We start from the raw sequence: 724 nt of genomic DNA on the forward strand, positions 1-724 counted from the left end.
TCTTCGACCGCGCGCTTGTTCTCGTGATAGCGCGAGGAATCGACGCCGAAAGCCATCGCCTGGTCCTGCAGGTCGCATTCGCCGCCCTGGTCGCAGATCGGGCAATCCAGCGGATGGTTGATCAGCAGGAACTCCATCACGCCTTCCCTGGCCTTCTTGACCATCGGCGTGTTGGTGAAGATTTCCGGCGCCTCGCCATTCGGGCCGGGACGCAGGTCGCGCACGTTCATGGCGCAGGAAGCCTGCGGCTTGGGCGGCCCGCCCTTCACCTCGATCAGGCACATGCGGCAATTGCCGGCGATCGACAGCCGCTCATGGAAGCAGAAGCGCGGCACTTCCGCGCCAGCGTCTTCCGCCGCCTGCAGCAGCGTGTAGTGGTCGGGTACAGTGATCTCTTTCCCGTCGACCTTGAGCTTTGCCATTCGCCTCAAACCCCTGCGGAGTTCCCGCAATCTCTTTTTCCGGACGCGGTCGAGACCACGTCGAGCACTTCATTCACTTCTTGACGGCGAGCGCCGCCGCTTGAGCTGTCCAATCGTCGCGGCCGATGCGGCCGCCGAGCGACAGATAGTCCTCGACCCAGGCAACCTCTTGCGGCGTCCATGCCGCGATCTGGGCATACGTCCAGATGCCGAGGCCGTTGAGAACCTTTTCCAGCTTGGGCCCGATGCCGGATATCGCCTTGAGATCCGCCGGTTTCGCCGGCTTCTCCATGGCCTTGGGC

At 63.5% G+C, this 724-nt stretch carries 1 protein-coding gene and 1 pseudogene; both read right to left on the bottom strand.

The genetic code is table 11. From position 1 onward, the window contains the following. Positions 1-422, bottom strand: a 422-nt coding sequence (locus tag EN969_RS33835; RefSeq protein WP_127419907.1) for a 2Fe-2S iron-sulfur cluster-binding protein, incomplete at its 3' end; no start/stop codon positions are given. Between the two features lie 73 nt (positions 423-495). Next, a pseudogene (locus EN969_RS33840) lies at positions 496-724 on the bottom strand (NADH-ubiquinone dehydrogenase); the annotation flags it as partial.

Source organism: Mesorhizobium sp. M7A.F.Ca.CA.003.01.2.1, from assembly GCF_003998945.1.
GTDB lineage: Bacteria > Pseudomonadota > Alphaproteobacteria > Rhizobiales > Rhizobiaceae > Mesorhizobium > Mesorhizobium ciceri.